The sequence below is a fragment of the Lentilactobacillus parakefiri genome, assembly GCF_002157585.1.
Taxonomy (GTDB): Bacteria; Bacillota; Bacilli; order Lactobacillales; family Lactobacillaceae; genus Lentilactobacillus; species Lentilactobacillus parakefiri.
This window is the reverse complement of the sequence record NZ_BDGB01000097.1, coordinates 14598-39110: the sequence shown is the minus strand read 5'-3', so window position 1 is coordinate 39110 and position 24513 is coordinate 14598. Positions and strand designations below refer to the sequence as shown.

Below are 24513 nucleotides of genomic sequence, written 5' to 3'. Positions count from 1 at the left end.
AAACTTGAGGATGAGCCAGCCTTTGGTAACCTGAAGGCTAATTTGCGTTTCCGTAGATTATCAGTACGTGGATTAAGACAAGTCAATAATGAATTAGGAATTATCTTGATGGCAGCAAATATGAATAAATTGGCCAAAATGATGGCCAATTTAACTCATATTTTTGGTTGGATAGAAAAACTGAGCCGCATCTTCCAGAGAAAGTGGAAAATGCGGCTCAGTTTATTTAGTGACATATAAGCCTTTGTAGCCATTGCTCATCCCGGCAGGATTCCATACGAATCCGTGAATATTAGTGCGCCAGAGTTGGGTTGTGGCTGGTTGATACAGTGGAATGACGCCTTGGTCTTTCATCAAGACTTTTTCGGCGTTTACCAAATCCGCATATCGCTTGGTGCGGTTATTTGCATCAGTGGTTTTGGATGCTTCAATGTAGCGATCATATTGTGAATTAGTCCAGTGACCATTGTTGGTTGGGTTGCTCTTAGTCATTAAGTCCAAGAAGTTGATTGGATCAGCGAAATCGGCACCCCATGAGGAAACGACCAGATCAAAATCACCGCTGGTTGACCGTGACAACTTGCTCTTAGTTGGCACGTTGTGGATGGTGATACTTAACCCAGGCAGCTTGTTGAACTGACTTTGCAGATACTGGGTTGTTTTCTTGGACTGATCAGTATCATCACTTAGTAACGACAGGTGCAATTTTTTCACGCCAGTCTGTTTGAGTCCGGCTGCCCAGAGTTTCTTGGCTTGGCTTTGGTTGTAGGCAACCCCAGATTTTTCATAGGCATCACTGGCAAAGTCGGCACCAGTCTTGGGGTTCTGGAAGAAGTTAGTAGAAACGAACCCTTTTGGTGCCGTGGAACCATCACGTAGAACTTGGGTTGCTAACGCCTGCTTATTGATGATTTGGGATAAGGCTTGGCGAATCTTAACGTTCTTTAGAGCCTTGACCCGTTTTTGATTCATTTCCAGATAAATGGTTGAACCACCAACAAATTTCTTGAATTCAGGCCGGTTCTTATATGAAGGAACCTCTTCTCCAGAAAGCGTTACGACATCCAATTTATTTTGCTGGTAAAGGGAAAGCCCGGTACTTGGAGTTTTGACGACCTGGAACTTGAGTTTATCGAGCTTAACGGATTTTTTATCCCAGTAATTAGGATTCTTCTTCATTGTCCAAGTGTCGCTGGTGCCGTTCCAATCAGCAAGCTCAAACGGTCCGTTATAGGCAGTTGTCGCACTGCTGGTACCATATCGGTTGCCGTACTTTTTAACGGCCGATTCCTGTTGAGGGAAGAAGGTCGGAAATGCCAGCAGTAATTTGAAGTATAAAACCGGGTGGCTGAGGTGAACCACCAAAGTTGACTTGTTGGGTGCCGATACGCCCAATTTATTTGGTGACAGTTTATTTTTTTGGATGGCGCTATAGTTTTTGAGGCCTTCAAACAGATAGGAATAACCGGCAGCAGTTTTTGGATTTACCACCCGTCGCCAGCCGTATACGAAGTCGTTGGCGACTACAGGTTGACCATTGTTCCACTTGTCGTTGGTTCGCAATTTGAAAGTGTACGTTAGCCCGTCATTTGAAACTTTGGTACTGGTAGCCAAGGCATTTTCAACTTTGGATTTGGGCCCGAGACGATAGATTCCTTCACTGATTTGGTAGAGTGGTGTCAAACTACCACTGTCTGAAGCCTTCGCGGTATCTAAAGTGGAAATTTCCGAGTCTGTACTGATGTTGACAGTTTGGTTCTTGGCCATTTGGGTGCCTGATTTTTGGGCACTCTGATTGCCGCATCCGGCGAGCACTAGAATTAACGCAAATGCGCCAGTAAGTGTTAGCAGATATTTATTGAACTTCATGATTTACCCCTCTTTTGTGACATAAAAACTGCCAGCACGTTGGTACTTGCTGGTCAGTTGGTGATTAATTGATTGAGTTACTTGCAATTTGTTAGTATAAGGACATTATACTAACATGGAATTGTTTGGAAAGGCAAGTGAATGGGGAGTTGACTGGGGATGGGATGGTTAGTGGATGATTCTTATCGATTAAAAGCACGTTTGTTAGATTCTTTGGTGCTCTCTCCGGCCTTAGAAACTGCATCTTCCGGTCCTCGTCACAATCTAATCAAATTCCTCATACTCATTCGGATCCTGCCCGTCTACTCGGCCGTCGGGTTTTGTCAGGGCGTTAATTGATTTGATTTCTTCATCAGTGAGTTGGAAATCAAAGAGGTCCTTATTGGTTCTTTGATGGATTAAACTGCTTGAACGAGGAACTGGGATAATCCCTCTTTGGATATGCCATTTTAGGATAATTTGGCCGGTATTTTTATTGTATTTTTTAGCCAACTCTTGAATCAGTGGCTCCTTCAAAGCAGCACTGCCTCTTCCTAATGGACTCCAAGCTTCGGTCACAATTCCACGCTTTTGGTCTTCTTTTAGCATGCGTTCGTTATTCCAGTAAGGATGCACTTCGATCTGGTTGACTGCTGGTGTGACACCGGTTTCGTTAATCAGTCTGTCCAAGTGTTCCGGCTCAAAGTTTGAAACACCAATTGAGCGGATCAATCCACGCTTTTTGGCATCAATCATTGCTTGAAATGCTTCGACATAGTGATCACGCTTTGGAAGCGGCCAATGTTAGTACCTCCATAGTTAATCCTTGCCCGACTACAGAATAGTTACGAAAAAGGAAGGATTATTTTTTTGTTTGCTGATTATTTTCTTTAGTTTGATCCTTTTGATGTGGCTGCGCTGGTTTGTCGACCTTTTTAACCGTGATGTACCAGCCGACCTGCATTGATTTGTTAGGGTTAATGTATTCCACGCTAAAGTCATAAAATTTGGTGTGGGGACTTTTTTCGATAAGCATGTTTTTAACCTGCAGGGCATCTGCCCGACTTTCAAACCGCAAATTACTATTGGTGCTACACCCGCTGTGCTTGCTGGGGTCGCTATAGGCCTGGTTGAAAAAGTCCAGGTGCTCTTTGGAGTCGTTCAAGGTATCACGTCCTTCCTTCCTCCATTGTACCCAACATGCCGCTTAATTTCATTGTCCGTGGTCAATTAAGTGTAAAACGTCAAATTTTTCAAACGATATGGGGATTTTTGACCAGGATTGAATTGTCTTTCACATAGGAAACCTCTAAAATAAACATATATGGCGAGGAGGGGATCGTCTTGACAAAAAATGGTTTATTATTGGTGAATTTGGGCTCACCAGTATCGCCCAGTAATTCGGATGTTAAAGCTTATTTGAAAGAATTTTTGAGCGACCAAAATGTGGTGACGCTGCCAAAGTGGTTTTGGCAGCCTATTTTGCGTGGGATGATTTTACCGATGCGGACTTGGCGGTCGGCGACGTTTTACCAACACATGTGGACGAAAGCCGGTTCACCGCTGACGGCCTACACGGAAATCATGAAACAAAAAGTTCAGCAGGATTTGCCTGATTGGGATGTTCAATACGCAATGAATTATGGGCAACCCAAAATTGTCGATGTCCTGCATGAGATGAAGGATCGTGGCGATGATGACATTGTGGTGCTGCCACTGTTTCCCAATTACACTCAGAGTACCCATGACACAATTATTGAGAAGGTTCAATCATCTGGCGTTCAAACTCATATCATCAAGAACTTTTATGATGAATCAATGTACCAACAAATCTTGGCCCAACAGGTTGATGAGGCATACCCCAAGAAAAATTACGATGCTGTGATTTTTAGCTACCACGGTATTCCAATGTCGATGGTCAAAAAGGGTGACCCATACGAAGGTGAGTGTCTGGCAACTACTCAAGGAGTGATGAAGTACCTTAAGCGGGTACCAAAAGACAAGGTCAAAACCGTTTTCCAATCAAAGTTTGGACCGATGCCCTGGTTAAAGCCCTATTTGAGAAACTATTTAATGGAATTAGCCGCCATGGGTAAACGCAATGTGTTGCTGGTGACACCGTCGTTCGTTGAGGATTGCCTGGAAACCATTGAAGAAAATAATGTTCAAAACTATCAGACCTTCAAGGCAAGCGGCGGCACCGTCTTTGACTCAGTGAAACCGATGAACGGCAGTGATGATTTCTGCCAATTTCTAGCTGATCTGAGTGTCAAACAACTTCGGGGAGGCGGGGCCGATGAGCCAAGAGCCAACGCATAAAAGTCTGGATGAAATTAATCAGAGCGTTGAGGTGCCCAGTGTTTATGAAACCTCATTTGTCCAAAAGTTTCTAGCCTATAGTGGGCCCGGCGCCTTGGTGGCAGTAGGGTACATGGACCCCGGAAATTGGCTGACATCACTTTCCGGCGGCAGTCAATTCCGATATGCGCTGCTTTCGGTGCTGTTGATGTCAATTCTTGTGGCGACGTTCATGCAGACCTTGTCGATCAAATTAGGCGTTGTTGCCCGCTTAGATCTCGCCCAGGCGATTGCCCAAAAAGTTCCCAAGGCCGGTCGCTATACCTTGTGGATCATTAATGAATTGGCCATGATGGCAACCGATATGACGGGGGTTGTCGGCACTGCAATTGCATTAAAATTATTGTTTGGTTTACCATTATTATATGGGATTTTATTCACGATATTCGATGTTTTATTAGTGCTATTATTTTTAAGATTTGGAATTCGAAGAATCGAATTTATCGTGTTGACGGCCATTTTAATTGTCGGGGTTATCTTTGGTATCGAAGTATCGCGGGCGACTCCCGACCTTGCACAAATTGCTGGGGGTCTGCTACCAACACCGAAGATTTTGACCAATCATGAAATGTTGATTATGAGTTTAGGAATTGTTGGGGCGACCATCATGCCGCACAATATTTATCTGCATTCCTCATTAGCTCAGAGTCGGCGGTATGATTACCATAACCCGGCCCAGGTTAATGAAGCACTCAGATTTGCCAAATGGGATTCCAACGTTCATTTAGTTGCTGCCTTTCTGATTAATGCTATATTACTGGTGCTTGGAGGAACGTTATTTTTCCATACTAACGGGCAGTTGTCAGCGTTTCAGGATGTTTATAACGGATTAAAAAGCGCCGCAATCGTTGGCAATCTGGCAAGTCCATTAATGAGTACTTTGTTTGCGTTTGCATTATTGATCACTGGCATGATTTCTTCGATCACCAGTACCCTATCGGGGCAGATCGTGATGGAAGGTTACCTCCACATTCGGTTGCCGCTGTGGGAACGTCGACTACTGACCCGGTTTGTGACCCTGATTCCGATTTTAGCAATCGGGTTTCTGGTTGGCTTTAACGATCATGACTTTGAACAAATCATTGTCTATGCTCAGATTGCGTTATCGATTGCATTACCGTTCACGTTGTTCCCAATGGTGGCCTTGACCAGTAACCATGATTTGATGGGTGTTCATACAAACCAACGCTATGTGACGATGATTGGCTACCTTTTAACAGCAATTATTACCGTTTTGAATTTGCAGTTCGTGATTGCTGCATTTTGAGTGATTGAATGAATAATATTGAGAGAGACAAGGGGGATTTGGATTGAAAATACTTGGCATTTTAGGTTCTCATAGAAATGACGGCGCAACCGATATGATGTTGGAAACTGTCTTATCTGCTGTTAAAGCACCCAATACGACTGACATGATCTATTTAGAAGACTATCCATTCAAGCCGGATCAGGGTGACCGTAAGGATCCGGTCTTGGACAAGCTTGAAGCCAAGCTGCTTGAAAGCGATGTTTGGGTGATTGCAGCTCCAACTTATTGGGGTGGCCTCGCAGGCAAAATGAAGGACTTCTTTGACTGTATGCGTCAACGATTGGTGCGCTTTGACCATGACGGGGGAACCCATCCTGATCGATTTAAGAATAAGCATTATTTGAGTATTACCGACTGTTATACCGGCACATTCGAAAACTGGGTAACCGGGGTCACTGACCAAAGTTTCCGAACGATCGATAAAGTAATGTCGGCAGCCGGTGTGATTAAAATTCACGAACTGGTGCTGACGAACACCTGGGGTATGAAAGCATTACCGGAGAATAAAAAACAGGCTTGCCTGAAATGGGGCGCCCGCCTGAATACTGAACAAAAGAGAGATGATAGCACATTGAAACGATATATTGAGTTATTTTTTATGGTCGCTGTGATGGCCCTGTTGACGATGGGAATTCAAGTCGGTTTGCGGTTGGTTTCCACTGCTGATTTTTGGTGGCGTTATGCTTCATTTGTCCTGATTTTTTATGTATTATTGGGATGTATTCTTCATTTCTTTACGGTTGTGAAACATCGCAGGCGGTAAATGACACGGGTTCTAAAAAGGCATTGCCCCGAATGTTGGGGCAACGCTATTTTTTTACTCTAGTTTACTTTTCACTTTATTCAGTTCTTCAGCCAAAGCCGGTCTGGCCGGATATTGTTCGATTAAGCCGTCGATCCATTTGATGGCTGTCCTGGCGCTGCCGAATGATGTGTAGTTCTTAATTCGGCGGCCCATTCGGCGATAGGCTTGTCGGCCGGGATGCTTCTCATCAAGGATAACGTTTTGATAGTACAGCTTACTGATGACATCTGGATAATTGCCATACAAATCTTTACTGTAAGTTTCGGTGAGTTCCGGATGTTGCATGACCAGCTGCATGAGCTTTTCAAATTCATGCTCCTTGTCCAAGATAAACGCGTAGTTTTCGGGTGTTAATGTGTGTGCCAATTGATTCAAGAGAGCCGGATATTGGTCTTCCCAAGTCTGATCTTGTTGCCGTAGTTTCTTGAGCGGTTCGTAAGCATCTGGTGAGTTTGCGAACAGGCGATTTTCGAGAACCGCTTCCTGCTTTTGTTGCTGATCGGTAGCGTCATAAATTTTAATGAGATATCGTTCCCAAATTCGTCGCCAGCCCTGGTCTTGTTTGGAAGCTTCGAGGCACAGCTCCTCAGCACGAACGTAGTTTTTGTTCTGAATGGCATTTTGAATCTCGACCTCACGAATCTCTGGAATGTCCTTATTGGCTTCCATAAATTCAGTTGCCGCGGACTGCTGTCCCAGCTGGATCAGCACCCGGGAATGAAGAATTTTATCGTAAATTTCTGCTTGAGTTGTTTCATAGCCATCACCCGCCGATTTGATAACGTTTCGGGAGGCCGTCTGAATGATTTTCGTGGATTTCTGTGTAATTAGGGGCAAGACATTGTACAACATCTGATACCGTTGCTCTGGCCAGTCGGAAAATATCTTTCGTTTAAAAACGCGCACCACATCTTTGATTACAATTTCTTTTTGGGAATCTAAAATCTCATCAGCAATATTAGTACTCAAGTTCTTCATTGAACTAAAAACTCGGTCGAACGTGTCTGTTAGAGCACCGGAACTGCTGTCGGCATCACTGAGCATTTTTGCTGCAGTTTCGACAACCAATAGCAAGCCATTCATCGCATGGTGATAATGCCCCTGTCTAAACCGCAGCATGTACTTATTAATGACGTCATCCAAGACATTGCAAATGACGATGCAGCCTTGGTAGTCAATAAAGCCGTAAGATTTATTTTTCCGAACCGTATTTTGAATCAATTTCTTGGTTTGAGCCAATTCGGTATCCGTGTCGAGATCGCCAAATTGAGCAGTTACGTCCCTAAAAAACGTTGGATCAAACTGTGCCTGATTAATTATGAATTGCCTAAGCCACTCGGGAGAAGCCTCATTAACTGCTTTAATTAAGGATTGTTTCTCACCGGAATTCATAATTACTTCACACTCCTCTGACAATATTGGCATAATTCAAATCGATATTACCACAGATTATGAATAGTTACTACCGCTTTCAAGTACTAACCGATAAATCCCCAGCACGCAGTTTTGGTTGATCGTTAGTTTCCATGTTGCAATAGCTTCCATCAGAGCAATATAATTAGAACTGTATTAGAATAGTCTCATTTTTATATCATATTTATGAGGAGATATTGCCATGAAAAATGTTAAGAAGTGGTTAGTGATCGGGACGGTCAGTCTATCGACGTTGGCATTCGCAGCCTGTTCGAATAACAAGTCCTCTGAATCACAATCCAAGCCGATTTCGATGCCGACAACTTATAGTGCAGCTGGGGAAGCTACCAAAGCCGGTAATGACAGTACGTTGAACGCCGCCGAAGTTGTTGCTGCGCCGTTTACGGGGATTACGCTGGCTGTGTTGCAAAATAACGTTGAAGATTCTGACGTCTATTCTCCAGGTGGTGGTGATCAGCTGTTTAAAAGCAATAAGGACTTTAAGATTGTGAAGGGGGGCTTGGCCAACCTCAAGCTTGACCGATCAAAGAATACGGCAACGATTACGATTCGGAAAAATGCCAAGTGGTCTAATGGCAGCCCGGTGATTGCCAAAGACGTGGAGTATGCCTATGAAATCATTGGTAACAAGAATACGGGGGCAGAACAATATTCTTCCGATATGGCCACGATCAAAGGAATGGCCGCTTATCACAGCGGAAAAGCAAACCGGATTTCTGGTATTACCTATCCGAACGGGCAAACTGGCAAACAGGTCAAAATCCAATATACCCGTTTATCACCGGCGATGCAGTATGTTGGCAATTCATTCCTGTGGGGGACAGTAGTGCCGTACAACCACATCAAGAATGTTAAAATTTCTAAGCTGTCTTCTTCGCCAGCAGTTCGTAAGCATCCAATTTTCGTGGGTCCTTACAAACTTCAGAACCAAGTTCAGGGTGAATCGACTGCTTGGGTCCCAAACAAATATTACTGGGGACCACAACCAAAAATTAAGCATGTCAATATTCAGGTGGTTTCCTCAAGCAACGCGGCTGCAGCCTTTAAAGCCAAGAAATTTGACTTTGCTTTAGGCGGTTTGCCTGCCAGTCAATATAAGTCGGTTAAGAATATCAAGGGCTACACACTAGCTGGGGCGCCCGGTTTGAGCTATGGGTACTTTGGGTTTAACGTGGGTCACTTTGACACCAAAACCAACAAGAATGTCATGGACAAGCACAGCAAAATGGGCAACAAGAACCTGAGAAAGGCGATGTTGTACGCCGTTGACTTGGATAAGGTAAACAAGAAATTATTGAGTGGGGTTCAATGGCGTCCCAACACGTTGATTCCGCCGATTTTCAAGAAATATCATGATGGTAAGGCGGCGGGATTCCCTTACGACATGGCCAAATCCAAGAAATTGCTCAAGGATGCCGGCTACAAAAAGAAGGGCAAGTGGTACGTTCAGCCAAACGGCAAAAAGTTGACCATTCATTTTGGCGCCATGCAGGGATCGGCTGCCAGTAACGAAATTTCCCGTTACGAAGTTCAGCAATGGCGGAAATTGGGTTTGAACGTTCAAATGACGAATGGTCGACCACTTGAAATTAACAGTTTCTATTCAATTTTCGGTAAGCCAAAGCAAAGCCAAATCGACGTCTTCGTTGGCGGTTGGCAATTGACTGATGAACCAACGCCAACCCAGTTCTACGGTGAAGATGCAACGTATAACATGGGGCATTTCATGACCAAGAAGAATACCAAGTTGCTCAACAGCTTGAATAGTTCTAAAGCCTGGAATCAGAAATATCGGATTAAGCAATTTAAAAAGTGGCAGGTGTACATGAATAAAGAGGCAGCCTATGTCCCTCAAAGCACCTTACTGAGCTTCACGCCGGGTAACCACCGACTTAAGCACTTCAAGCAGGCGGCTTACAATAATTATCTCTTCCCAACTTTCTGGGATCATTTGGAATTAACTTCGAAGACACCAAAATAAGTAGACACTAAAAGTGAGACGGGGACAATAGGCGTTTAGATCCCAGAGTTTAACGAGAAAGTGCAATCATTCCTGGTTTTGGAATGGTTGCACTTTCTCGTTAAACGGCAGGAATCTGCCGTTTGTCACAGATTTTGGCAAAATAGAAGTGGTGATCAAAGTTGCCATTACAAACGCAAAAGAGTTATGTCCCATCCTCACTTTTGTAATGTGCGCAAACTAATAACTGGATCTAAAAAACGGCTTCACTAATAGAAAACGAAAACCAATAACGCAAACTAAATGTAAAAATATGTGGTGCAACAAATGCTTGCTGGTAAAGACACTCAATCTTTGTATATTAGATGTAAGATCAAAATACTTTCCAAACGAGGTGTCACATGCGAACACAAAATAAGCTTAACCGGGTCAACAATCCCAGAAAGTGGATTTGGATGCTAATTGAATTCATTGTTATCGAAAAAGTCTTAGAAAACGGGATATTAGTTCCGGTAATCTTAAAACTGCCTTATGGTAATCTCACCAGCAACATCTTGTACAAAGGAATCGAAGTCTTTCTAGTCCTGGCGTTAAATGCCTGGCTAATCAAACAAAAGTTGTACTTTTCCACTAATGTTAGTTTAAAGACGACGCTCTTTTTCCTTTTTGGGGTTGGCTATATTAGCTTGTTTATCTCATCAGGACCAATGAAACTTTTGCTCCCAATTATATTGTGGACGTTGTTGACGGCGATTTCTGAAGAACTGCTCTTTAGAGGAGTGATTTTGGGGGATTTATTCAAACGCCTCACTCATCGTCATCTGACGAAGCGCAGCGTTGCGATTGCAATTGGCTTATCAAGTCTGCTGTTCAGCTTGCAGCATTTAAGCAATTTAGTAAATCAATCTTTACTAGATACCGTTTGTCAGATGATTGAAACGTTTGGAATGGGCATTTTATTGGCGGCTGTTTATGTTAGAACTGGATCATTAATCACAACAATTTTTACTCATTTTTTACTCGATTTCCCGATTTTATATTTAAGCCAATTTAGCACCAACGTTTCTTCTGCTGCGACTGTTACGGGCAACATTTCCGTTATTGCGTCTGTTGTTGTCGCAATGGCATACTCATGCATTGGATTAATTGTTATTCGATCAAAGCTAATAGACAATCAATTGCCATTGCTGACAGGTGTATCGGAAGATTAACGGATAGAACCTAAAAGCGCCGCCAATACTGCATACTCCCGAAAGTTTGGAGTTATTATTACAGTTCGACGGACGCTTTTAGGTTCTATTTAGACTGCTTTGTTTTGGTGCCCCAAAGGTAAGTCACAACTTTGGTGAAATACCATCCGGCCATGAACATTGCAAAAAGTATTAAATAATGAATGGTTCGATTATCTCTTAATAAGGGTATATTTGGAAGTAATATATGGTTGAAGAATAGGTAAACGGAAGTGCTCGTTAAGAACAATAACCAAAAACTGGTAACTTCCACCCTATTAATTTTTTGGATTGTTTTCAAGAAATCACCCCACAACTATTTAGCCCCAATTATAAGATTTAACAACTGTCGTTACACCACCATAAGTATTGCGCAAGTCCATTGTTGTAACGGTTAGACTATCACTGGACATGAAGCTGACAATGGTTGCGGCAACGTTTGAGGCAATTGCTACAGCCATGTGAGGATGCTTTTTCATTAAGTAAGTAATTCCAGCTTGGACACCTATGTTGATTACCTCGCTTACTTGAGACTTGCTGATTTTAAAAGTATGAGTGTCAATAACAACTCCAGAAGATAATGCAGCGTTTGCTTGATCTTCTGATATTGTTTGGCCATTTTGGACTTGCCCAACCTCCATAACCGTTGTTGGCTGATTTGATTCATCTGGAGTAGATTGGGGTGAATTGCTATTACTTTGTTCATTAGATGAGGTATTACCATCATTATTTTGAGAAGAATTACCGCTTTCTCCTGTAGGTGTGCCAGAGCCATTGTTATTTGCAACTGAGGGATTTTGACTTGTGTCGGCAAGTACAGATAAAGTTGGAGAAAGAGTGGATGTTGCCACTAATGTTAAAGCAGCCAATGCGGATATACTAACTTTGGTAAATCAATGTCTATTCATGAATAAGGGCCTCCAAATTAATTTTGAGCGATTGCTCACAATTAAATATAATGCAGCACTTATCATTAGACTAGAAAGCAGAGGTTGCGCAACGGATTCTTTACATGTTTTAATGTGAATAAGAACGTTGATTGTGCTTGCTAATACAAACGACGCTTAAAGGAGAATGTTATGGACTTTGGTAATCATCTAAAACAATTACGCAAAAAGCTAAACTTATCCCAAAAGAATGTTGCTGATGAGCTTCATTTAACTCGACAAGCGATATCTCAATGGGAAAACAATAAAACCTATCCTGATGTTGAAAAGTTATACCAGTTAAGTCAATTGTATCAATGTGATTTAGAGGAACTGCTTTCTGAAAGCAAAGGTGACTCGAGAACTTCTGCAAAACTTAGTAGCCAATTAAATATGAATCTGTTTGTTGTTTTGGGAATGATTCTTCAAGGCTTTATTGCCCCTGTGGGAATGTTGACGATCCCATTATTTGTATGGCAATTTAAGCAGAAAAATAAACTTAACAAAGCCATCATCATTCTTTGCAGCATCGTATTTCTATACAATGCTGTTGTAACTCTTTCTTTAATATTAGACGCGACTAATTGGGGAACCACTTCAATTAGTAACTAGTTAATTATAAGATTATTGTTTTCAACCTTAACAACAACAGAAACATTATTTCGGGTGATTCCTACCCTATGAACCCCACTCCAGATTGCTTCGGAATGATGAATGATTCTTAGTTTAGAGGACGCCATGCTACCAAAGTAACTGTTTGAGCTAAATTTGGAAATGCCTATGATACGATCCTGGTAAATATGCAGGCGGAACGTAACAATCCAACCAAAGCCCTCTTTTTTAACTTGATACACATGATGAGCGGGTTCTATCTTTATTTTGTGAGAAGATATTGTCATTGTATTTAACGTATTATTGTCAGTGGCAGTTGAGATTGTTGTCTGTGTCCTTTGAATGTTTTGGATTGAAGCGGCTGGTGTTAGTTTTGGAAATAAGCAAAAGGATGCCAATAGAACAAGAGTTGTAGAAATTATTAATTTTTTCAAAGTGATCACACGCCTTTCGTATATTAATACTACACGACAAATGTGAATTTTTTTTGACCGCTTTCAGGATATGCAAAAGGCCCTGATTATTTTTCAGAGTCTTTTTGAAATAATTAAAATTCCCGATCTCGATAGTCATCCCAATCCGGCAGCTTCGAATGATTTTCCTTGGCACTTCGAATATCGTGATAAAACCTGACTTTACGCTTGATGTGACGCTCGTTCTTCTTTAAAAGCGCCAACTGCTCAAGGACCCGCTTATAGTGGTTATCCAAAATCGCACAGGTTTTGTCCAAGTCGGCATCGTCGTCTTGGGCGTCAAAGAGTTCTTGCAATTCTTTGAGTGTCATCCCGGTATCCTTGAAGCAGCAGATAGCGCCCAAACGGTTGAGATGCGCTTGCGTATATGCCCGTCGCCCTTTGATCCGAGGAATATCATAAAGCAGCCCCAAGTCTTCGTAGTAGCGCAGGGTGGTCGTCGGCAAGTGATACATTTTAGAGACTTCAGTGATGGAATACGTTTTCACCGTTGCAGTTTTCAAGTAATTGACCTCCCAAGTTGAAATGATTTTACTTCAAGTATACTCGAAGTAAAATCATTTAAGCTAAACAATATGGGAGATGGCAAAATGTATCAAGCATCCAAAGATCGTTACGATAAAATGGTTTATAACCGGGTTGGTAAAAGCGGCCTGAAAGTGCCTGCTTTAAGTCTTGGCCTTTGGCATAACTTCGGTAGTGTTGATTCCTTCGAGAACCAGAAGGCAATTATCCATCAAGCCTTTGACCTGGGGATTACCTATTTTGATTTGGCGAATAATTATGGACCGGAGCCCGGTAGTGCCGAGGAAAACTTTGGCCGGATTATGGCAGAGGACATGAAGCCTTACAGAGATGAAATGATCATTGCCAGCAAGGCCGGCTACTATATGTGGCCGGGTCCTTACGGTGAATGGGGCTCACGCAAGAACATCATCGCCAGTGCCAACCAGAGTTTGAAACGGATGGGACTGGATTATGTCGATATCTTCTATTCTCACCGGTTTGATCCAGATACGCCACTTGAGGAAACCGCCCTTGCCTTGGACGAGTTGGTTCATGAAGGCAAAGCCCTTTACATCGGAATTTCCAACTATGATGGCAAACAAACTGAAGAAATCACCAAGATCTTCAATGATTTGAACACACCGTTTGTCATTCATCAGCCCCGCTACAACATGTTCGATCGACACATTGAAAACGACCTTTTCCCAGTATTGAAGAAGGAACATAAGGCCGCGGTCAGCTTTAGCTCACTGGCCCAAGGGTTACTCACGGACAAATATCTGAATGGAATTCCAGCCGATTCACGGGCTCATAAATCCACCAGCCCATTTTTGCATGAAGAGCAGGTTGAAGAGACGATTAAGACTGTGAAGAAATTGAATCAAGTTGCAGCTGATCGTGGCCAAAGCTTGGCTGAGATGGCACTCACGTGGAATCTACGCGAACCAGAAATTGCCAGCGTCTTGATTGGGGCCAGTCGACCGGCACAATTACTTGATAATGTGAAGGCACTGGATCATCTGGACTTCTCGCCTGAAGAACTTAAGAAAATTGATGATATTTTGGCGACTCAAGGACCAATTAAATAGAGTAGGGACTTAAAGCGGTTAGTTTCCACGTTTCCGCAAGGTAATATTCGAAATAATGAAAGAGGGGTGAGACGATAAATGCTTTGTCTCCCCCCCTTGTGGTACATAGATTAACTTCCCATCGATGGTTGGCTTGAAGTATAAACAGCCCGATATTTCAGAACAACATTGGCCTTCTTTTGCGTTCCAACGGTTGACCATTTGCCTTTGGTCTTCTGGTAGACGAATTTTGGCGAAGTCCCGTTTAATTGAACAAAGAACTTACCATCACCGGACTTCCGAACTCGGTAAACTTTGGTTTTATTGTTTGGCGAAAGCGTTGTTTGTGGATCGGTCTTGTTGTAGGCCACGATACTTTGTCGAATCATATCTTTATATTGGTTGGTCTGGTGGCTTTTCATGATAATGCCAACGATGCCGGCAATCACAATCAGTACCATTAGGCTGAGCATGACCCACATAATGTTGGCCCGTTTGGCGTTTTGCGCCTTTTCTTTCTCATTCATTTTATATCACCCCATCTAATTATCCATTCGAATCAAAAAAACTTACATGTTAAATGTATCACACAAATGCTGGTTTACGAAAAAATGCGCCAGTTTTTATTAAACGTTGATTCTAGGCTAATCCACATTCATCCCAATTTTAGCTTTCATTGTCAAAATGCGTTTGACAGAGGCATCGATGTGTTTAACCGATACTTGTTTTTTGGCAACGGCTCGGCGCAATTCTGGGATTCCACGCTTGAAGTCACTTGTCAGCAGGACGTCATTGCCGGCCTTGAAGGCTGCCACATCACGGTAGACGTGGTGGGAGACGGCATAGTTGCCGACTGCCTGCATTTGAAGACTATCCGATACGATTACCCCTTTAAATTTGAGGCCAGTTCGAAGGAGACTAATATCTTTTTTAGAGAGTGATGCTGGTTTGTGGGGATCAATCTTTTTTAAGATAATATGGGTGACCATCACCGAATCGACGCCACTTTTGATGCCAGCTTTGAAGAGCAAGAAGTCCTTGGATTTGAACGATTTAAGCGATCGACTGACCCCAGCAGATCCAGTATGGGTATCGGCTGCAGAGCCATATCCTGGAAAATGTTTTAGGGTTGCGGCAACGTGTTGATTTTGAATAGCGGGAACACTTTTGGCAATATAGGTTGATGTCTTCCGGTACCCTTTACCAATTGTTCGATCGTAAATGAAACTGCTGTGGTGCTTCGAAACATCGGCTACCGGGGCAAAGTCCCAGTTGATTCCCAGGGAATGGAGTTGCTTGGCCTGATAACGATACATTGAAAGAACCTTTTTCATACCACCTCGATGAAGGGCCTGTTGTGGTGAAAGATAGTAGCTGTGTCCCGAAATACGTTTGTTTGAGCTCAGCCGAGAGACTGTGCCGCCTTCTTGATCGGTTGAAATAGTTAAAGGAATTTTGGCACTGTGCTGGTAGTTTTTGAGACGGCGGGTAAATGATGACTTAGTACCAACGTAATTATTGCCCATCAAAATAATGCCGCCTAGATGGTATTTCTTAATATTTGCTTTGGTGGTAGTTCTATTATTTGAAACTGCGCTTACAAATAGTTGACCAATTTTTTCGTTCAGTGTCATATGCTTAATTCGGCGATCTATCTTTTGGCTGGTTGTCAACTGATGGTGGGTTCCCGAAGCCGTTGATCTTGTGTTTGAACCTGGAAGTAAAAGCCCTACGCTGCAGGCAATAGCTGCGGCAGTAACCATTCGTTTGATGTGCATATTCAAAATAGCTAATCTCCTTAAATATTCATTATTATGTCAGCATAACTATTATATGATAAAAGTAGCTAAATGAATCATGAAACTCACAATTTGGTGATAGGCTGGGGGAATTCCAGTTCCAGACGCAAGTCCAAGGTGTACAATAATCACATTATTTGAATTGGAAGGAATGACTTGATGAACATTCTGCTACTCGTTGTTGTCGGCTTCATCATTGGCACTGTTGTGATTACTTTTGGTGGTGGGGGTGCCGCCTTTTACTTGGGGATTCTCACGACTGTCTTTGGATTGGGGCCGGCAAGTGCTGCCGCGACTTCATTGGTGACTTCGTTTCCGTCACTATTAATCGGTTCGTATTCCTATTTTCGATTACACAAAATTAAGTTACGGATTGCATGGCAAATGATTATTTTTGCTGTTCCGGCGGTTGTCGTGGGATCCTTGATCTCACCGTATATCCCAGTAAAGATTTACTCATATATTATTGGTGGTATTTTGGCAGTTTTGGGGGTTCAGACATTGTTTAGCAGACAGACAAGTCATAACAATGCTAACAGGTGGTTGGCCCCGGTCTATGGGGTTATCAGTGGGCTCATGGTTGGTATTGGCGGGCTTAGCGGCGGCGGACCGGTAGTTGCCGGATTGCTGGTAATGGGATCGGACATGGTCACTGCTGCCGCGACTTCCTCTCTTGTGCTGGTGGTGATGACCGCAACTGGATTGATCTTTCATCTTTCGGCTGGAAACGTCGATTGGTCGGTCGGCCTGGGCCTGATGGCGGGAGCAATTCTGGGATCATTCCTGGCCCCGGTTCTGTTAGGCAAGCTTGATCCTCAGAAGTTTACTAAGTATGTAAAACCAATCATGGGGGTTCTGCTAGTTGTCATGGGGATCTTCACCGCATTGAAATAAGTGTTGCCTTCTTGAGCAAAATGGTTGACAGAATAATAACGCAGTAAGGTGATAACTACAAAAACGTCTTGTCAGTTGGTGGATAGCTGAGCAAGACGTTTATTTGTTGGATGCTTATTTTGAATTAAGAAAGATGGGGATTTGATTAGGCATTTTTTAAATTATTTTTATTGATTTTCCAAAATCTGATTCATCGCACTATCGGCACTACTCTTATACATAGTGCCAAACTTGTTGGTGTGGACCATCAGGTAATACAGTCGATAGAAGTTCAGCCGTTCATTGGCGCCCGGATCCAACGGGTAAACCGCGTTGTAGGCGGCGTAGAAGTCGGCATCAAAACCGCCGAAGACAGTGGTGATCCCCAAATCGAACTCGCGGTCACCATAGAAGGCGGCCGGATCAATCAGTGCCGGCCTACCGTCTGCCAAGAACATGTAATTGCCGCCCCATAAATCGCCGTGAAGCAGGGATGGTTTGCTTTCGTGTTTTGACAACTGATCGAGAATCACTTCGCGAACCTGTTTGTACTTTTCATCGTCACTTGGATTCCATAGATGCTTTTTCATCAGAGCATCTCTAAGTCGGTCCAAGCGGTGGTTGACGAATAGTTCGCTCCAAGTATCGGTCCAGCTGTTATCGAAGCTTTCGTCATTGCTGACATAGGGCAAATCAAAACCAAATTTACCGTTCTTGCTATAGTGCTGGTGTAATTTGGCAACCAGTTCGCCCAAGTCGCTTTGACTGCCGGAACCCGACTCCAAATAGTTTAGCAACAGATAAGCATCGCCGTTAATTTGGCCGTTGCCTAAAACTCGAGGAGCCAAGATATTGGCGGCCTCAAAAGCTTTTAGGCCAGCAATTTCACCAGCATAGAAGTCAGCCGTGGTGTGGGGCTGAACCAGTAGAAAATCCGTATCCTCTTTTGTTTCTAATCGAAATGCTTGATTAACATCACCGCCGCCAACCGGGACCGCCTTAGTAATCCCTTTGATTGGCAGCTGTTTTAGCCATTGATCATCCATTGAATCATCACCTCTGGGTTCATTGTAACTGAAAATTGAAATTTGTGTATGCGGGAATTGCTCTGATAAAAAAATCGGGGTACCATTAAATCAATATCATATGAAGGTTGCCAAAAATGAGGAAAGGAGCCGTTAATATGAATTACTTACAAATTGCCAAGCCATTAACGCTGCCAAATGGTCGGCGAATTGAGAACCGCTTCTTGAAGTCGGCCATGAGCGAAACGATGGCAAATGACCGTCAACCGGATGAACGGTATGCAACGTTGTATCGCGCATGGGCAGACGGTGGTCCCGGAATTGTGGTGACCGGCAACGTCATGGTGGATTCACGTGCGTTAGCGGAACCCGGGAATGTGGTGGTTGAAGACCAAAGCAATCTGCCAATGCTGAGAAAGTGGGCCCAGGCTGGCACCATCAACCAGAATGACCTATGGCTGCAGCTCAATCACCCCGGCAGGCAGTCGCCCAACTATTTGTCAGCACAACCTGCTGGACCCAGCGCAGTTCCAATTGACGGTCCCAATGCTGGATACTTCAATCCCCCACGGGCACTGACTAACGCGGAGGTCCATGACATTATTGGCAAATACGTTCGGTCGGCTGAAATTGCCCAAACTGCCGGATTTACCGGGGTGCAGATTCATGGGGCTTTTGGTTATTTAGTGACCCAATTTCTTTCGAGAACGGCCAACCGGCGCACTGATGAATTTGGCGGCTCTCTCGAAAACCGAATGCGGTTTCTGATTGATATTTACCGTGGAATCAGAGAATCTTGTGGAGCGCAGTTTGCGATCAGTCTGAAGTTAAGCGTTCTTGACCTTGATGTGGAAGGCTTTACCGAACATGATTTGATTGCAGTTGTGGAAGAGATGGCAGCCCTTGGGATTGACTTGATTGAGATCGCTGGTGATAATTATGAAGATTCAGCGGTTGGCTTTTCTGGGGTTGCCCACATGCTTCACCGACTAGTCGATGTCCCGATCGCTTTAAGTGGCGGTTTCCGAAATATTTCGACGATGGAAGAAGCAATTGGCCGCCAGGATGCTGATATGATCGGAATCTGCACCCCAATGGCTGTGATGCCGGATTTGCCAAACCGAATTTTCGCTGGCGATTATCAACCAGTCCGACTGCCATTGACGATGGGGAGCCGGAAACTTGATGAAATTTATCGACCTGCCGTTGTGACAGCATACTGCGAGCAACAGGCACGACGGATCGCTGCCGGTAAACAGCCACAACGATATTCGAATGGCTGGCGAGCACTGGCAGCAAGTGTTGCCATGCATGGGCCCAATGGATTGCGGCCCCGCAGAGCTCAATAATAAATAACAAGAGATGGGAAGAAACTCATGGCACAAAGATTTGTACCAAATGATTTAAGTGACTTAAAAGAGATGTACGATGTGGTAGTGATTGGTTCGGGGAGTGCCGGCTTAACCAGTGCGATTCAAGCAGCAGAATTAGGCTTGAAACCTGTTATTCTTGAAAAGATGTCAACCGCTGGCGGTGATACCAAACGGGCTTCGTCTGGCATGAATGCCGCTGAAACCTTCGTGCAAACGGAGCATGGCATTCAAGACAGTGTTGGTCGCTTTTACTACGAAACGCTTCGTGGAGGTCATGGTCAAAACGATCCAGCATTATTGAAGTATTTTACCGAGCATAGTTCACGGGCGATTGAGTGGCTGTATAAAGAGGGCGTTCAATTAGATGATCTGACCATCACTGGTGGAATGAGTGTTCCACGAACTCACCGGCCCAGTTCTACTGAACCAATCGGCGCCTACCTAATCAGTGGTTTATTGAAGCAGGTTCAAGCAAAGCAGATCCCGTTGTTTTGTGATATCAAAGTGACGGCGATTAATCGGCAGGATCAGGTGACGGGGGTTCAGGTGGAAACCGCAAACGGAAACCAGCCGATTGCTGCTAAAGCCGTTATCATTGCGACTGGTGGTTTTGGAGCCAGTAAAGCACTGCTTGCTCAGTACCGACCAGATTTATCGGAATACAAGACAACTAATCAACCCGGTAACACCGGTGACGGTATTTTATTGGCACAACAGATAGGCGCCCAGGTTGTCGACATGGATCAGGTACAGGTTCACCCAACCGTTCAGCAGGATACTGACCATGTCTACTTAATTGGTGAAGCGGTGCGCGGTGAAGGGGCTATTTTGGTGGACCGATCCGGCAAGCGGTTTGTGAATGAAATGCAGACCAGGGATGTTGTCACAAACGCGATTAATAAGTTGGGCGGTGACGGTGCGTACTTGATTTTTGATCAGTCGGTTCGTGAACGCGTCAAGGCAATTGATTTTTATGACAGCGTCGGTTTGGTTAAGACGGGAGCGGATTTGAAGGCGTTGGCAGAAAATGCTGGAATTGATGGGGAAATGTTGCCTCAAGCGGTTGAAAAGTGGAATCGCGCAGTTTCCGATCGACTGGATATGGCGTTTGGACGCCAGACCGGCATGCACCTGCTGGATACACCACCTTATTACTCAATTCATGTTGCCCCAGCCGTTCACCATACAATGGGCGGTATTAAGACTAATGACCAGACCCAGGTGCTTGAATTTGATGGGCAACCAGTTAAAGGGCTCTATGCAGCCGGCGAGGTTGTTGGTGGCCTGCATGGTGCCAACCGGATTGGTGGTAACTCGATTGCGGAAACGGTTATCTTTGGTTTACGTGCCGCACAGCAGGTTCGTGATTATATTTTTGAAATGTGATGCGCTGCTGAAGCGTAAAGGGGAGCATCAGAATATTATCCGATGCTCTCTTTGATTATTGCTCAGTTATTCATATTCCTTATACGGAGGCATGTTAGTGATGATGCAAGGTAAAAAAGAATCAGGCTATTCAAACTGGTTTAGGATGTTGAATCATTTGATTGGACCTGTTGTCACAATCGGAATTGTTTCTGGCATAATCATCATTATTTCTGACAATGCTTATGCTTACGTTGTTGATGTCATTGTGTCAGTGTTCGTATTTATCTGGTTATTGACGTTCCTAATTGAATCGGTAATGAAGCTATTCAGAAAGAAATAAGTTGAATCTAAAAATGAGCTGCCCTCAAAGAAGTTATCACTTTAGCTTCTGAGGACAGCTCATTGTCGTCTGTAAGTATTTGATAGTCGTAAAGAGATTTCTAATCTTGTTGGCTGATTAATTAAAACAGTCTGTCAATTTCAGCAAACTCCGCCGGACTCAACTGTACATCCAAAGCTTTAGCATTGCTGTCAACCTGTTCGGGGACTCTGGCTCCCGGAATGACCACGCTGATATCGGGGTTGGCAATGTACCAAGCTAAAATCGTTTGGGCCACGGTTGCCTGGTGCTTCTCGGCAATTGCTTTTACCTGAGCCAAACTGTCAATAATCTGGTTGAATTCTGCTGATGAGAATTGGTCGAATTTGCCGGCGTCATTCTTGCCATATTTACCGGTGAGTAATCCCGAGGCTAGTGGAAAATAGGGCACAAAGGAGATCTGATTTGCCTTTAGATACGGGAAGATTGTTGACTCGGCATCTCGATGAACCAAGCTGTAGTGATTCTCAACAACGTCAACTTGCCCATCTTGATTGGCCTCTTTAATTTGGTCTAAGTTAAAATTGGAAATCCCAATTGCGCGGATCTTACCAGCCTTTTTTGTTTGTGCCAACGCGTCCACGGCCTCTGCTTTCGGCGTCTTATCATCCGGAAAATGAATGTAAAAGATGTCAATATAATCGGTTTTCAGGCGTTTGAGTGCATCGTCAATCGATTGGGTCAAAAATTTGGGATCGTTGTTGGGCTTCAGATCGTTATTGGGATCCTGGGCTGCTTTCGATGCAATCACAAATTTTGAACGGTCGTAAGGCTGCAACACATCACCGATAATTTTTTCGGATTGACCCAGCCCATACATGAATGCTGTATCAAGCAATGAAATGCCATCATCTAAGGCAGTCTTGACAACAGCCGCACCATCCGAATCTTTAAGCCCGTCAAATAAGTTATGACCACCGACTTTGTTGGTACCAAGGCCTAATAGTCCAGAGATAACCTCACTTTTGCCAATCGTTACACTGTTAGTCAAAATTTATTCCTCCTATTGTCGTACTACCAAAATAGGGCTAAAAAATAATTATCGTCTCACCCGTACTTTATCATTTCGAATGTTCCATAGCAGAAACGTGGGAATTAAAGCAGTTTCCGGCCATATAAGCCAGCAATCTAAATATCCAAACCCGGGATATTCAGATTGCTGGCTTATATTCTGGAAACTAACCGCTTTAAGTCCCACTCTCCCTCGTGTGTATTTAGATTCATGATTATTCGTCGTAAGGCCCCTTACCCAGGTAAGCGTTAATCATCCAGATATTCTTATCAATATCTTCCTTAAAGCCGTTGAGCATATCTTGAGTTGGAAAGTCCTTTTCTTCGTCAGTGACTTCGATTCCCTTTGATATTGGTCACGCAAATACTTGAATTGATCAACCAGCCGCTGCATGAAATCACGCATGGTTAATTGATCCCAGGTAACCTTTTCGTCCGGTAAGCCGGTGTTGTCAATGAACTCGTGAGTGGTTGCGAACGGTGATCCGTTGATTGCGATCAATCGCTCGGCTACGTTATCCAGTTGATCGGCTAACTGATCATTGTAATCGTCCATCAGTGGATGCAGGCGAAAGAAGTTCTCGCCACGCATGTACCAGTGAGTTTGTTGGATGTTGGTCTGCAATTGGCTAAGGTCAGCAACTAATTGATTGAGTTGTGCCCGTGTCTTTGGAAAATCATACTTGTCTGCCATCAGATTACCTCCCAGAATTAAGTTGAATTCGAATTCATCATCAGTTTACCTGATTCTAGGAGACGGTAGCAAGGAAGTTGCCCTTTGATTGTTAGTGGTCTTTTGGCGCACTGACGGTGTGGCCTTGTGGCTGTTCAGGTTCCACAGCTACTGAAGATTCTTCGAGCTTTGAGTGCTTGGAAGTTTCCAGCATCCGTGCGTACACCAGGAAACTGACAAATGCTGCTGCCGATACATAATAGAAGAACCAATCTTCGTGGCCGATATGTTTGAGCCACAGGGCGATGTATTCAACGCTACCGCCAAAGATGGCGACAGTCAGTCCATAGGGAAAGCCGACTCCCAGCGCCCGAATTTCAGTTGGAAATAACTCGGCTTTTACGATCGCGTTAATTGAAGTGTACCCGCTAACAATCAATAGGCCGCTTAACATCAATAGGAATGAAGCGATGGGGCTGTCAAAGGACTTTAAGCCAAGAAAGATTGGGAGCGTTAGAATTGTTCCGCCAATCCCGAACCAATACAGTAACGGTTTGCGCCCGATTTTGTCAGAAATGTGGCCAAACAGAGGTTGGGCAGCCATGAAAATCAGTAGCGCCATAAAGTTGATTATCGTGACCAGCTTTGGTGCCAAACCCAGTGAGTTAATCATGTATTTCTGCATATAGGTCGTGTAGGTGTAAAAGGCAATCGTTCCACCAAAGGTTAGTCCAATGACTGTCAAAACTTGATTCGGATATTTGGCTAATTCTCGCAGGGATCCTCTTTTGGCCTTGGTTTTCTCAGTCGTTTTAAATTGAGTGGTTTCATCCATTGAAAGTCGCAGGTATAAGACGATGACTGCCCCAACCGCCCCAATGGCGAAGGGAATCCGCCAACCAAATGCCCGCAGCTGCACATCCGAGAGCATGGCCTGCAGAATGATTTGGACGATTAAGGCAATCAGCTGGCCGCTGATTAAGGTGACATATTGAAAGGATGCATAATATCCGCGACGTCCAGCGGTTGCCATCTCTGACAGATAGGTGGCAGAAATGCCATATTCGCCGCCAAGTGATAATCCTTGGACCAAACGAATACAGACCAGCAGCAACGGCGCGAAAACACCGATTGTCCTGTAAGTTGGAATCAAGGCAATCAGCAGTGAGCCGGTTGCTATGATGCTGACAGAGAGTGTTAGGGCGGCTCGGCGGCCTCTTTTATCAGCGTATTTACCCATGATAAAGCTACCAAACGGCCGCATCAGAAAGCCAACCGCAAAAATAGCGGCTGCGCTCAGCAGTTCAACAGTCTGGTCACCGTCTGGGAAAAATGAACCGGCGAAGTAAATCGCAAAGGATGCATAAATATACCAGTCAAACCATTCAATTATATTGCCTAAAGAACCTTTAATGATATTGCTTGTAATTCGTTTTTGGCTGTATCGTTGCATGCTGGAACCTCCTCTTTAATTCAGAAACCAG

22 protein-coding genes and 2 pseudogenes are annotated in these 24513 nt (G+C 43.9%); 12 read left to right on the top strand and 12 right to left on the bottom strand.

Annotated elements, in window-relative coordinates; translation table 11 throughout:
• On the top strand, positions 1–240 hold a 240-nt coding region (locus LPKJCM_RS09790; RefSeq protein ID WP_174659030.1), incomplete at its 5' end, for a transposase.
• On the opposite strand, the gene LPKJCM_RS09785 is transcribed toward LPKJCM_RS09790, so the two are convergent.
• The 3 genes and pseudogenes from LPKJCM_RS09785 to LPKJCM_RS09775 form a co-directional block, all read right to left on the bottom strand.
• Positions 223–1869 (bottom strand): peptide ABC transporter substrate-binding protein, encoded by a 1647-nt coding sequence (locus LPKJCM_RS09785; RefSeq protein WP_057961706.1) that lies wholly within the window; start codon positions 1867–1869, stop codon positions 223–225. The genes LPKJCM_RS09790 and LPKJCM_RS09785 overlap by 18 nt on opposite strands.
• A gap of 264 nt (positions 1870–2133) precedes the next feature.
• Positions 2134–2652: pseudogene (locus LPKJCM_RS09780) on the bottom strand (aldo/keto reductase); the annotation flags it as partial.
• Between the two features lie 58 nt (positions 2653–2710).
• A complete protein-coding gene (locus LPKJCM_RS09775) occupies positions 2711–3013 on the bottom strand; it encodes a hypothetical protein (protein ID WP_057961708.1) in 303 nt (100 codons plus the stop codon).
• A gap of 179 nt (positions 3014–3192) precedes the next feature.
• On the opposite strand from LPKJCM_RS09775, the gene hemH reads away from it, so the two are divergent.
• Genes hemH through LPKJCM_RS09760 form a run of 3 tightly spaced genes read left to right on the top strand, consistent with a single transcriptional unit; the run spans position 3193 to position 6278 of the window.
• Positions 3193–4167, top strand: coding sequence for a ferrochelatase (hemH, locus tag LPKJCM_RS09770; protein ID WP_057961709.1), 975 nt, complete (start codon positions 3193–3195; stop codon positions 4165–4167).
• Positions 4145–5473: an Nramp family divalent metal transporter gene (locus LPKJCM_RS09765; protein ID WP_057961710.1), complete on the top strand. Its 1329-nt coding sequence runs from the start codon at positions 4145–4147 to the stop codon at positions 5471–5473. The genes hemH and LPKJCM_RS09765 overlap by 23 nt, the downstream gene beginning before the upstream one ends.
• A gap of 43 nt (positions 5474–5516) precedes the next feature.
• A complete protein-coding gene (locus LPKJCM_RS09760; RefSeq protein WP_057961711.1) occupies positions 5517–6278 on the top strand; it encodes a flavodoxin family protein in 762 nt (253 codons plus the stop codon).
• 54 nt (positions 6279–6332) lie between these two features.
• On the opposite strand, the gene LPKJCM_RS09755 is transcribed toward LPKJCM_RS09760, so the two are convergent.
• Entirely contained in the window at positions 6333–7712 is a 1380-nt protein-coding gene (locus LPKJCM_RS09755) for a hypothetical protein (protein WP_057961712.1), read from the bottom strand.
• Between the two features lie 223 nt (positions 7713–7935).
• Between LPKJCM_RS09755 and LPKJCM_RS09750 the strand changes: the two genes are divergently transcribed.
• Positions 7936–9735, top strand: a complete 1800-nt coding sequence (locus LPKJCM_RS09750) for an ABC transporter substrate-binding protein (RefSeq protein ID WP_057961713.1) — start codon at positions 7936–7938, stop codon at positions 9733–9735.
• Between the two features lie 380 nt (positions 9736–10115).
• The gene (locus tag LPKJCM_RS09745; protein ID WP_057961714.1) at positions 10116–10925 is read left to right on the top strand and encodes a CPBP family intramembrane glutamic endopeptidase; all 810 of its coding nucleotides are present in this window, start codon (positions 10116–10118) and stop codon (positions 10923–10925) included.
• 338 nt (positions 10926–11263) lie between these two features.
• On the opposite strand, the gene LPKJCM_RS13060 is transcribed toward LPKJCM_RS09745, so the two are convergent.
• Positions 11264–11812 carry a hypothetical protein gene (locus LPKJCM_RS13060; RefSeq protein ID WP_057961715.1) on the bottom strand — a complete coding sequence of 183 codons (549 nt, stop codon included), beginning with the start codon at positions 11810–11812 and terminating at the stop codon, positions 11264–11266.
• Positions 11813–12022: 210 nt separating this feature from the next.
• Between LPKJCM_RS13060 and LPKJCM_RS09730 the strand changes: the two genes are divergently transcribed.
• Positions 12023–12481 (top strand): helix-turn-helix transcriptional regulator, encoded by a 459-nt coding sequence (locus LPKJCM_RS09730; protein ID WP_057961716.1) that lies wholly within the window; start codon positions 12023–12025, stop codon positions 12479–12481.
• 547 nt (positions 12482–13028) lie between these two features.
• Here the strand turns inward: LPKJCM_RS09730 and LPKJCM_RS09720 are convergent.
• Positions 13029–13457 (bottom strand): MerR family transcriptional regulator, encoded by a 429-nt coding sequence (locus LPKJCM_RS09720; RefSeq protein WP_057961718.1) that lies wholly within the window; start codon positions 13455–13457, stop codon positions 13029–13031.
• Positions 13458–13544: 87 nt separating this feature from the next.
• Between LPKJCM_RS09720 and LPKJCM_RS09715 the strand changes: the two genes are divergently transcribed.
• Entirely contained in the window at positions 13545–14549 is a 1005-nt protein-coding gene (locus tag LPKJCM_RS09715; protein ID WP_057961719.1) for an aldo/keto reductase, read from the top strand.
• A 110-nt stretch (positions 14550–14659) separates the two neighbouring features.
• Here the strand turns inward: LPKJCM_RS09715 and LPKJCM_RS09710 are convergent, their stop codons facing one another.
• Positions 14660–15055 (bottom strand): hypothetical protein, encoded by a 396-nt coding sequence (locus LPKJCM_RS09710; protein ID WP_057961720.1) that lies wholly within the window; start codon positions 15053–15055, stop codon positions 14660–14662.
• 117 nt (positions 15056–15172) lie between these two features.
• The gene (locus LPKJCM_RS09705; protein ID WP_057961738.1) at positions 15173–16306 is read right to left on the bottom strand and encodes a glycoside hydrolase family 3 N-terminal domain-containing protein; all 1134 of its coding nucleotides are present in this window, start codon (positions 16304–16306) and stop codon (positions 15173–15175) included.
• 180 nt (positions 16307–16486) lie between these two features.
• On the opposite strand from LPKJCM_RS09705, the gene LPKJCM_RS09700 reads away from it, so the two are divergent.
• Positions 16487–17221, top strand: coding sequence for a sulfite exporter TauE/SafE family protein (locus LPKJCM_RS09700; protein ID WP_057961721.1), 735 nt, complete (start codon positions 16487–16489; stop codon positions 17219–17221).
• 167 nt (positions 17222–17388) lie between these two features.
• Here LPKJCM_RS09700 and LPKJCM_RS09695 read toward each other — a convergent pair whose 3' ends face one another.
• Positions 17389–18246 (bottom strand): fructosamine kinase family protein, encoded by an 858-nt coding sequence (locus tag LPKJCM_RS09695; protein WP_057961722.1) that lies wholly within the window; start codon positions 18244–18246, stop codon positions 17389–17391.
• A gap of 137 nt (positions 18247–18383) precedes the next feature.
• Between LPKJCM_RS09695 and LPKJCM_RS09690 the strand changes: the two genes are divergently transcribed.
• From LPKJCM_RS09690 to LPKJCM_RS09680, 3 genes are all read left to right on the top strand, one after another.
• Positions 18384–19574 carry an oxidoreductase gene (locus LPKJCM_RS09690; protein ID WP_057961723.1) on the top strand — a complete coding sequence of 397 codons (1191 nt, stop codon included), beginning with the start codon at positions 18384–18386 and terminating at the stop codon, positions 19572–19574.
• Positions 19575–19601: 27 nt separating this feature from the next.
• A complete protein-coding gene (locus tag LPKJCM_RS09685; protein ID WP_057961724.1) occupies positions 19602–20984 on the top strand; it encodes a flavocytochrome c in 1383 nt (460 codons plus the stop codon).
• Between the two features lie 100 nt (positions 20985–21084).
• On the top strand, positions 21085–21306 hold the full coding sequence (locus tag LPKJCM_RS09680; protein ID WP_057961725.1) for a hypothetical protein: 222 nt from the start codon (positions 21085–21087) through the stop codon (positions 21304–21306).
• A 121-nt stretch (positions 21307–21427) separates the two neighbouring features.
• On the opposite strand, the gene LPKJCM_RS09675 is transcribed toward LPKJCM_RS09680, so the two are convergent.
• The 3 genes and pseudogenes from LPKJCM_RS09675 to LPKJCM_RS09665 form a co-directional block, all read right to left on the bottom strand.
• Positions 21428–22336 (bottom strand): aldo/keto reductase, encoded by a 909-nt coding sequence (locus tag LPKJCM_RS09675; RefSeq protein ID WP_057961726.1) that lies wholly within the window; start codon positions 22334–22336, stop codon positions 21428–21430.
• 235 nt (positions 22337–22571) lie between these two features.
• A pseudogene (locus LPKJCM_RS09670) lies at positions 22572–23050 on the bottom strand (Dps family protein).
• Between the two features lie 91 nt (positions 23051–23141).
• Complete coding sequence (locus LPKJCM_RS09665; RefSeq protein ID WP_057961727.1) at positions 23142–24482, bottom strand: MFS transporter; 1341 nt, start codon at positions 24480–24482, stop codon at positions 23142–23144.
• Positions 24483–24513: the final 31 nt, after the last annotated feature.

What these genes read in the sequence shown, in the direction of transcription:
- LPKJCM_RS09665 (WP_057961727.1), bottom strand. Translation starts at nt 24,482, where the DNA reads ATGCAACGATACAGCCAAAAACGAATTACAAGCAATATCATTAAAGGT.
- LPKJCM_RS09700 (WP_057961721.1), top strand. Translation starts at nt 16,487, where the DNA reads ATGAACATTCTGCTACTCGTTGTTGTCGGCTTCATCATTGGCACTGTT.
- LPKJCM_RS09750 (WP_057961713.1), top strand. Translation starts at nt 7,936, where the DNA reads ATGAAAAATGTTAAGAAGTGGTTAGTGATCGGGACGGTCAGTCTATCG.
- LPKJCM_RS09730 (WP_057961716.1), top strand. Translation starts at nt 12,023, where the DNA reads ATGGACTTTGGTAATCATCTAAAACAATTACGCAAAAAGCTAAACTTA.
- LPKJCM_RS09695 (WP_057961722.1), bottom strand. Translation starts at nt 18,246, where the DNA reads ATGGATGATCAATGGCTAAAACAGCTGCCAATCAAAGGGATTACTAAG.
- LPKJCM_RS09785 (WP_057961706.1), bottom strand. Translation starts at nt 1,869, where the DNA reads ATGAAGTTCAATAAATATCTGCTAACACTTACTGGCGCATTTGCGTTA.
- LPKJCM_RS09705 (WP_057961738.1), bottom strand. Translation starts at nt 16,306, where the DNA reads ATGCACATCAAACGAATGGTTACTGCCGCAGCTATTGCCTGCAGCGTA.
- LPKJCM_RS09710 (WP_057961720.1), bottom strand. Translation starts at nt 15,055, where the DNA reads ATGAATGAGAAAGAAAAGGCGCAAAACGCCAAACGGGCCAACATTATG.
- LPKJCM_RS09745 (WP_057961714.1), top strand. Translation starts at nt 10,116, where the DNA reads ATGCGAACACAAAATAAGCTTAACCGGGTCAACAATCCCAGAAAGTGG.
- LPKJCM_RS09755 (WP_057961712.1), bottom strand. Translation starts at nt 7,712, where the DNA reads ATGAATTCCGGTGAGAAACAATCCTTAATTAAAGCAGTTAATGAGGCT.
- LPKJCM_RS09690 (WP_057961723.1), top strand. Translation starts at nt 18,384, where the DNA reads ATGAATTACTTACAAATTGCCAAGCCATTAACGCTGCCAAATGGTCGG.
- LPKJCM_RS09715 (WP_057961719.1), top strand. Translation starts at nt 13,545, where the DNA reads ATGTATCAAGCATCCAAAGATCGTTACGATAAAATGGTTTATAACCGG.
- LPKJCM_RS09685 (WP_057961724.1), top strand. Translation starts at nt 19,602, where the DNA reads ATGGCACAAAGATTTGTACCAAATGATTTAAGTGACTTAAAAGAGATG.
- LPKJCM_RS09680 (WP_057961725.1), top strand. Translation starts at nt 21,085, where the DNA reads ATGATGCAAGGTAAAAAAGAATCAGGCTATTCAAACTGGTTTAGGATG.
- LPKJCM_RS09765 (WP_057961710.1), top strand. Translation starts at nt 4,145, where the DNA reads ATGAGCCAAGAGCCAACGCATAAAAGTCTGGATGAAATTAATCAGAGC.